Below are 7,296 nucleotides of genomic sequence, written 5' to 3' on the forward strand. Positions count from 1 at the left end.
CGGGGCCGCGCCGTGGGGAGCTGGGCGGGCAGGGCCGGGGGGACTTCGGCGCTCGGCCCGTTCATCGGCGGTTGGCTTGTGGACGCCGCATCGTGGCGGTGGGTGTTCTTCTTGAACATTCCTCTGGCCGCGGCGGCGGCGTGGATTGCCTTCCGCCACATCCCTGAATCGCGGGACACCACACCACGGGGGCGAGTGGACATCCCGGGCGCCGCGGCCGTCACCGTGGGCCTCGCCGGAGTGATCTACGCGCTGATCGAAGCACCTTCTCTCGGCTGGACACCGGTCACCGTGATGGCCGCCGTCATCGGCGCGACAGCGCTGGTGGCCTTCCCGCTGATCGAGATGCGCTCCGGTGCACCACTTTTGCCGCTGCAGCTGTTCCGCTCCCGTCAGTTCACCGGCGCGAACCTGACCACCTTGGCCGTTTATGCGGCACTCGGCGGTGCACTCTTTCTGCTCGCCCTGCAGCTGCAGCAGACTCTGCACTACTCGGCGCTGGCCGCCGGGCTAGCCACACTGCCCACGACGATCATCATGCTGGTTGGCTCGCCGTGGGCCGGTGCTCTGGCGGAGCGCACTGGCCCGCGGCTGCCGATGACGATTGGTCCGCTGATTGCTGCCGGCGGTTTGGCGTTGATGGCCCGCATCACACCAGAAGCTTCATATCTAGAAGCGGTATTTCCCGCCGTCGCTGTCTTCGGCGCCGGGCTGGCAATCACGGTCGCCCCGCTTACGGCGGCCGTCCTGGCCGCGGTGTCTGAGAACCGTGCCGGAGCGGCTTCGGGCGCCAACAACGCCGTCGCCCGTCTGGCCGGCCTGCTCGCCATCGCGGTATTGCCGGTGGCCGCCGGTATCGATGCCGGTGCTGGGCAACCCTTGGGCCACGGCTTCGCTATTGCGATGATCATTGCCGCGTTCGTATCCGCGATCGGCGGCATTGTGGCGGCCGGGACCATCCGTACCGGCGCTGAGGTCGCACACCAGGTACTGCCTGGGGTCAACCATGCCTGCCAACACGCCTGTACTGGACATCCCCGGGGGAGCGCAGCAGGCCGCCTATTCTAGCGTCTCTCACAGCGGACAGCTGCGGGGAATCCTGTTGCCATCGAGATGGTTTGGGCTGTCGCCCGGTCAGTTCTGTTCGGCGCCCAGTGTCGCACGCACACCGGGTACGACTTCGTCGGTGAACCGGCGAAGCTGGGTTTCGCTGGTCTCGTCGGGCCGGAAGATCACGGTGTCATACCGCAGGTCGCGGACGAAGTGAGCGATGGTTTCGACCCACCGTTGCGCCGGGCCGACGACGGCATCATTGCCGGTGGGAGCTCCGTCATCGCGACCATCGGTGACAATGCCTGGTAAGTGTGCGAGTCGCCGGATGTCGCGCGGGTCCCTTCCGGCTGCGCGGGCGGCGGCATCGATGCGGTCTTGCGCCTGCCCGCGGTCTTCGTGGGCAAGGTAATTCGGGATCGGGGCAGCCCAGCCGTCGGCGACCCGGCCGGTCAATTCCAGCGCTCGCGGGCCGATGGAGCCGAGCAGATCAAGGCCGGCATCATCCGCAGCGACGGCGAGCGTGACGATGGTGTCGAGTTCTTCGGTCCTCGGCGCGAGCGACACGCCGAATTGCACCTGGTTCATCAGTCCGCTTCCTATTTCCTGCTGGTGGCTACAGAACAAGACCATCATGAATCGGCCGCCAGCGTCGCCCGATCGCTCTAGCATCGGCTTCGTGCCGCAACTGAATACCGCACGGGGACCCATCGATACCACCGATCTCGGCGTCACGCTCATGCACGAGCACGTGTTCGTCATGACCACCGAGGTCGTGCAGAACTACCCGGAAAGCTGGGGCGACGAGGCGAGACGCGAGGCCGACGCGATCGAGCGCCTCAACGAGCTGAAGGCCCGCGGAGTCGACACCATCGTCGACCTGACCGTGATCGGACTGGGCCGCTACATTCCGCGCATCGCTCGCATCGCCCAAGCCACCGAGCTGAACATCGTCGTCGCGACCGGCTTGTACACCTACAACGACGTGCCGTTCTGCTTCCACTATCTCGGCCCGGGAGCGCCGCTGGACGGGCCCGAGATCATGACGGACTTGTTCGTCCGCGACATCGAGCAGGGCATCGCCGACACCGGGGTCAAGGCCGCGATTCTCAAATGCGCCACCGACGAGCCCGGCGTCACCCCCGGGGTGGAGCGGGTGCTGCGCGCCGTCGCGCAGGCCCACAAACGCACCGGTGTGCCGATCTCCACCCATACCCACGCATCTACTCGGCGCGGCCTTGAGCAGCAACGCATCTTCGCCGAGGAAGGCGTCGACCTGACCCGGGTGGTGATCGGCCACTCCGGCGACACCACCGACATCGGCTACCTCGAAGAGCTCATCAACAACGGCTCCTACATCGGCATGGACAGGTTCGGCATCGACGCCTTCCTGCCGTTCGAGGACCGGGTGAACACCGTGGCCCGCATGTGCGAGCGCGGTCACGCCGACAAGATGGTCCTGTCGCACGACGCCAACTGCTTCTTCGACGCGCTGCCCGAAGACCTGCTGCGCGTCGCGGCGCCGAATTGGCATTACCTGCACATCCACAACGATGTGATCCCGGCGCTGAAGGAGCGCGGCGTCACCGACGAGCAGCTACACACCATGCTCGTCGACAACCCGCGCCGCATCTTCGAACGCCAAGGCGCCTACCAATGACACAGGCTGAGCTGGTCCCGCCGATCGGGACCCAGATCTCGCGGCTGGCCGAAATGGCACCCGAGGAACCGGCGGTCACCTGCGACGGACGCACCATCACCCGCGCCGAACTGGACACCTCGACCAACCGGCTGGCCCGGGCCTACGCCGAACGTGGCGTCGGCGTTGGCGATTACGTGACGATTGTGCTGCCGAACTCCGTCGAATGGATACAGGCGGCGGTCGCGTGCTGGAAACTCGGGGCGGTGCCCCAGCCGCTCTCCCCGCGGCTGCCGGACCCGGAATTCGAGGAACTACTGGGGCTGCGGCTGCGGACATTGCTGGTCGGGCGAGAGGATCCCAAAGGTGAAATCCCGAGCGTCCCGCTAGGTTTCACTCCTGATACATCGGATGCCCCGCTGCCGGAAGCAGTTTCGCCGTGCTGGAAGTCGATGGCGTCCGGCGGGAGCACCGGGCGACCTAAGCTCATCGAAGCCGGCGGCGGCAGCCGGATACCGCCCATCATCGGCTATCCGCTGGGCGCACAGGAGGGCGACACCACCCTGGTCTCCGTGCCGCTGACTCACAACACCGGCATCACCACGGCGGTCGTCGCGTTGCTGATGCGACACCACCTGGTGCTGATGAGCCGGTTCGATCCGCACGAGTTTCTTCGCCTGATCACCGAATATCGAGTCACCTTCTTGACGACCGTACCCACGATCATGCAGCGGCTGCTGCCGGTCTACCGTGCCAACCCCGATGCCTACGACCTGTCGTCGATCCGGCGGTTCTGGCATCTCGGCGCGCCATGCCCACCCGCAATCAAACAGGCCTGGATTGACTTGCTAGGACCCGAGAAGGTCTGGGAGCTCTACGGCGGCACCGAACTTCAGGCGTTGACGTTCATCTCCGGCGACCAATGGCTGACCCACCCCGGGTCCGTCGGCGTCGTCGTGGCCGGCCAAATGAAGGTGCTTGACGACGACGGGAGGCCGTGCCCGCCGGGCGTGGTCGGCGAGATCTACATGCGGCCCAGTCCCGGAACACCGCCCACCTATCGCTATGTGGGTGTCTCGGCCAAGACCCGCGACGGCTGGGACTCGCTAGGTGATCTCGGTTACTTCGACGCCGACGGCTACCTCTATTTGTCGGACCGGCGCGTCGACATGTTCACCGTCGGCGGGCGCAACGTCTACCCCGCCGAGATCGAGAATGCGCTGTCAGCGCACCCCGACGTGCTGTCGTGTCTGGTCGTGGGTGTTCCAGATGATGATCTGGGTCAAGTGCCCTATGCCCTTGTCCAAACCAGCGACGGGTCGACGCTGAACGAGCAAGCGGTGCAAGCGTTTCTGCGCGAGCGAATCGCCGCTTACAAAGTGCCGCGCACCGTGGAATTCGTCGATGCGCCGCTGCGCGACGACGCCGGCAAGGCGCGGCGCTCGGCGGTGCGCGCCGATGTCATCACGCGGTTGCAGGCGCGGCAACCCTGCTGACCGGCTCGAGCCCCGGGATATCCCGCGGGTCTTGCCCCGGCTGCGTGCTGCGATGTTCCCAGCGCCGCAACGCTTCTCGGCACGGTGACTCGACGAGCGCGAAGCTCACCGCGGCGATCGCGATGGCGAAGATCAGCGTCAACACCAGCACGACGGGCATCGACCCGGTGAACGCGAATTCCCCGATCACCGGAAACACCATCGCCAGTGCGGCCAGGTGCCACACGAAAATGCCGTAAGACCAGCGGCCCAGTGTCACCATGCCCGCGGTGGCCAGGAACCGGTGCGGGGTGTCGGGCCGGTCCAGCACCAGCGGCGCCACCAGCGCGAAGGCCAGCACCGCGCCCATTGCGGTCTTCACGGCGAACTGCCCGGCGCTGCTGGGCGTCAACCCGGCCGGGCCCGCCAACGGGGATGCGCCGATCAGGAAGGCCGCCATCGCAACGCCGGCCACCAGCAGCCGGCGCCGCGCCAACCAGTGCGGCAGCCCGCGCGGCGTATACAGCCACTCGGCGAGCAGCATGCCCGCGGCGAACCAGGAGAAGAATGCCGGCGGCCAGTTCAGCGGGTTGAGCCCGGGCGTCGCCCCGAACGGAACCCAGCCCCACGCCCAGCTGGCGATCCCGATAGCGGCGATCACCGGCACACGAAGCCGGACCGGGATTCGGCGCGCGAGCAGAGCCAGGATGGGCAGTGCCAGATAGAAGCTGACCTCCACCGACAAGCTCCACATCTGGGTCAAGCCCGCCGTCAACGTGAGCGGGACATAAATCTGGGTGAGCGATAGGTTCGCCAGCCACACCGTCAGGCTGGCGTGGTCGGCGTCAGGCAGCAGGCACAGGATCACAACGACGGCCACCACGTAGCCGGGCATGATGCGCACCACCCGCGAGCGCAGATAGCGACCCGTCGCCGGCGGGGCCCCGAGGCCTCGTGCCGCCGCTGCATGTCCGCGCCACAGCAAAAAACCCGACAGCGCGAAAAACACCGCGACAGCGAAGTCGAAACGGCCGAACAATCGGCCATCGATGCCGCTGGAGTGCCCCGTCTGGAAAGCGACGTGGGTGACGACGACCCCGATGGCCGCACAGGCCCGCATGCCTTCTACGGCCGGCAGAAAGCTGCGGGTTCCACCGACCCGCGGCGCGTCGCTCATGAGCACAGTCTGCCGTGCGGCATCGGGCTGCCCAAGCGGGGTACACCGCAAGTGCTTGCAGCAGGGCTCGGTACATACGCCGCGCCCTTAATGTCTGCTGTTAGGGTCAAACGGGTTTTGCCTCGCTGCTCCCCCGCAAGCGGGAGGTACCCCGGTCGCAGGCCGGTGGGGGCGATCTCGGACCAGAAGGAGGTCACGGCGACGTGAACCGAGCAGTCATGTTGCGGATCGCCGCGTGCGGAATCATGGGTCTCGGGGCTGCTCTGCTGATCGCCGCGTTGCTGCTGTGGACGTACACCACCAGCAGGATCACCAAGATCCCGCTTGACCTCGACACCACATTGATCAGTGACGCAACGGAACCGCGCTCGACCCGGCGTCGATGGCCGGTGACCACTACGTGGTCAACCAGAATGTGCCGCTGGTGTCGCAGCAACAGATCAGCGTCGAGTCACCCGCCAACGCCGATGTGGTCACGCTGCAAGTCGGCAGCACGCTACGGCGCAGCGACAAGCAGAAGGACACCGGGCTCCTGCTGGCGATCGTCGACACCGTCACCCTCAACCGCAAAACGGCGATGGCCGTCTCCGATGAAACTCATCCCGGCGGCTCGGTGCAAAAACCGCGCACCATCAATGACGAGAGCCCGCCCACCAACATCGCGCTCCCGCATGACGGGTTGTCCTACCGGTTTCCGTTTCACACCGAGAAGAAGACGTATCCCTACTTCGACGCGATCGCACAAAAGGCGTACGACGCCAACTATCAGGGCCAAGACGACGTCAACGGGTTGACCACCTACAGGTTCACCCAGAACGTCGGCTACGACGCCGACGGCAAGCTCGTGGATCCAGTCAAATACCCCTCGCTCTACGCCAACGACGACGACGGCAAAGTCACGGCGTCGGCCGCGATGTGGGGTGTGCCCGGCGACAATCCGGACGAAAAAATCACCATGACGCGCTATTACGCGGCGCAGCGGACCTTCTGGGCCGACCCGGTTTCGGGCACGATCGTCAAAGAACAAGAGCACGCAAACCACTACTTCGCCCGCGACCCGCTCAAGCCCGAGGTGACGCTCGCGGACTACAAAGTCACCTCAAACGAGGAAACCATTGAGTCGCAAGTCAACGCGGCCCGCGACGAGCGTGACCGGCTGGCGCTCTGGTCACGGGTTTTGCCCATCACATTCACCGCAGCCGGTCTGATCGCGCTGCTCGGCGGTGCTGTGCTCGGCTGGTTCAGCCTGCGGACCGAGGCCGCGCTGATCGACCCCGGTCTCGACCGAGCCGACCATGGCTTCTTCGGCCGCGAGGACACGGCGGGCGAACCGGTGTCGGGTGCTGAAGCCGAGACCGAGATACTGCCCACGCGCCCCGACTTGCAGGACGAGGGGCCCGCACCGCCCTCTGGTGCGCCCACCGCGGCCGCTCCGCCGCCCGGCGCGCCCACCGCTGGTGCACCTCATCCCGAGTCGAGGCCGGCCGAGTCTGGCCCGACTGATTCGGGTCCGCGCCACTCAGGTCCGCCCGAGCGTCCTTAACCGACTGTGACCCGGACACTCCGCCGGGACCTGCAGTTGTCCGCGCCGGGATACGCCTTGGTGTTGGCCCTGCTGGTGGTGGCACCCGCGTTGGGCTCGGGCTATTTGTTGTTCCGCGACGCGGTGTCCACGCCGCGGTCGTATCTGTCCGATAGCGCGCTCGGATTGGCAGAGTCGGCACCGCGCGCAACGCCACAGGATTTCGCGGTAGCGTTGGCCTCGCATTTGCTCGACGGCGGCGTCGTGGTCAAGGCGCTGCTGGTGCTGGCGTTGTGGCTGGCCGGTTGGGGCACGGCCCGCTTGGCCGCAGTGGTGTTGCCTGAGGCGGGACGGCCCGGCCAGTTAATAGCGCCCACGCTGGCGATCTGGCACCCGTATGTCGCTGAGCGGCTATTGCAGGGGCATTGGCGCC

At 66.5% G+C, this 7,296-nt stretch carries 5 protein-coding genes and 2 pseudogenes (1 of these 7 only partly in view); 5 read left to right on the forward strand and 2 right to left on the reverse strand.

Going from position 1 to position 7,296, the window contains the following annotated elements; all coding sequences use genetic code 11:
* Positions 1-1,068 (forward strand): MFS transporter (locus ACFE99_RS17075; protein ID WP_375487336.1); only part of this gene is annotated, 1,068 nt, incomplete at its 5' end.
* Between the two features lie 66 nt (positions 1,069-1,134).
* Here the strand turns inward: ACFE99_RS17075 and ACFE99_RS17080 are convergent.
* Positions 1,135-1,638 carry an LLM class flavin-dependent oxidoreductase gene (locus ACFE99_RS17080; RefSeq protein WP_375487338.1) on the reverse strand — a complete coding sequence of 168 codons (504 nt, stop codon included), beginning with the start codon at positions 1,636-1,638 and terminating at the stop codon, positions 1,135-1,137.
* A 91-nt stretch (positions 1,639-1,729) separates the two neighbouring features.
* On the opposite strand from ACFE99_RS17080, the gene ACFE99_RS17085 reads away from it, so the two are divergent.
* Both ACFE99_RS17085 and ACFE99_RS17090 read left to right on the forward strand, forming a co-directional pair.
* Complete coding sequence (locus ACFE99_RS17085) at positions 1,730-2,710, forward strand: phosphotriesterase-related protein (protein WP_375487340.1); 981 nt, start codon at positions 1,730-1,732, stop codon at positions 2,708-2,710.
* Positions 2,707-4,185: an AMP-binding protein gene (locus ACFE99_RS17090; RefSeq protein ID WP_375487342.1), complete on the forward strand. Its 1,479-nt coding sequence runs from the start codon at positions 2,707-2,709 to the stop codon at positions 4,183-4,185. The genes ACFE99_RS17085 and ACFE99_RS17090 overlap by 4 nt, the downstream gene beginning before the upstream one ends.
* Here ACFE99_RS17090 and ACFE99_RS17095 read toward each other — a convergent pair.
* Positions 4,154-5,341: an acyltransferase family protein gene (locus ACFE99_RS17095; protein ID WP_375487344.1), complete on the reverse strand. Its 1,188-nt coding sequence runs from the start codon at positions 5,339-5,341 to the stop codon at positions 4,154-4,156. The genes ACFE99_RS17090 and ACFE99_RS17095 overlap by 32 nt on opposite strands.
* Before the next feature lie 203 nt (positions 5,342-5,544).
* On the opposite strand from ACFE99_RS17095, the pseudogene ACFE99_RS17100 reads away from it, so the two are divergent.
* Positions 5,545-6,884 (forward strand): annotated as a pseudogene (locus ACFE99_RS17100) (DUF3068 domain-containing protein).
* 30 nt (positions 6,885-6,914) lie between these two features.
* Positions 6,915-7,296 (forward strand): annotated as a pseudogene (locus ACFE99_RS17105) (hypothetical protein); it runs 1,321 nt beyond the window's last position.

The organism is uncultured Mycobacterium sp. (assembly GCF_964249325.1).
GTDB lineage: Bacteria > Actinomycetota > Actinomycetes > Mycobacteriales > Mycobacteriaceae > Mycobacterium.

Coding starts and splice junctions, on each gene's coding strand:
- ACFE99_RS17095 (WP_375487344.1), bottom strand. CDS start 5,341: ATGAGCGACGCGCCGCGGGTCGGTGGAACCCGCAGCTTTCTGCCGGCC.
- ACFE99_RS17080 (WP_375487338.1), bottom strand. CDS start 1,638: ATGAACCAGGTGCAATTCGGCGTGTCGCTCGCGCCGAGGACCGAAGAA.
- ACFE99_RS17090 (WP_375487342.1), top strand. CDS start 2,707: ATGACACAGGCTGAGCTGGTCCCGCCGATCGGGACCCAGATCTCGCGG.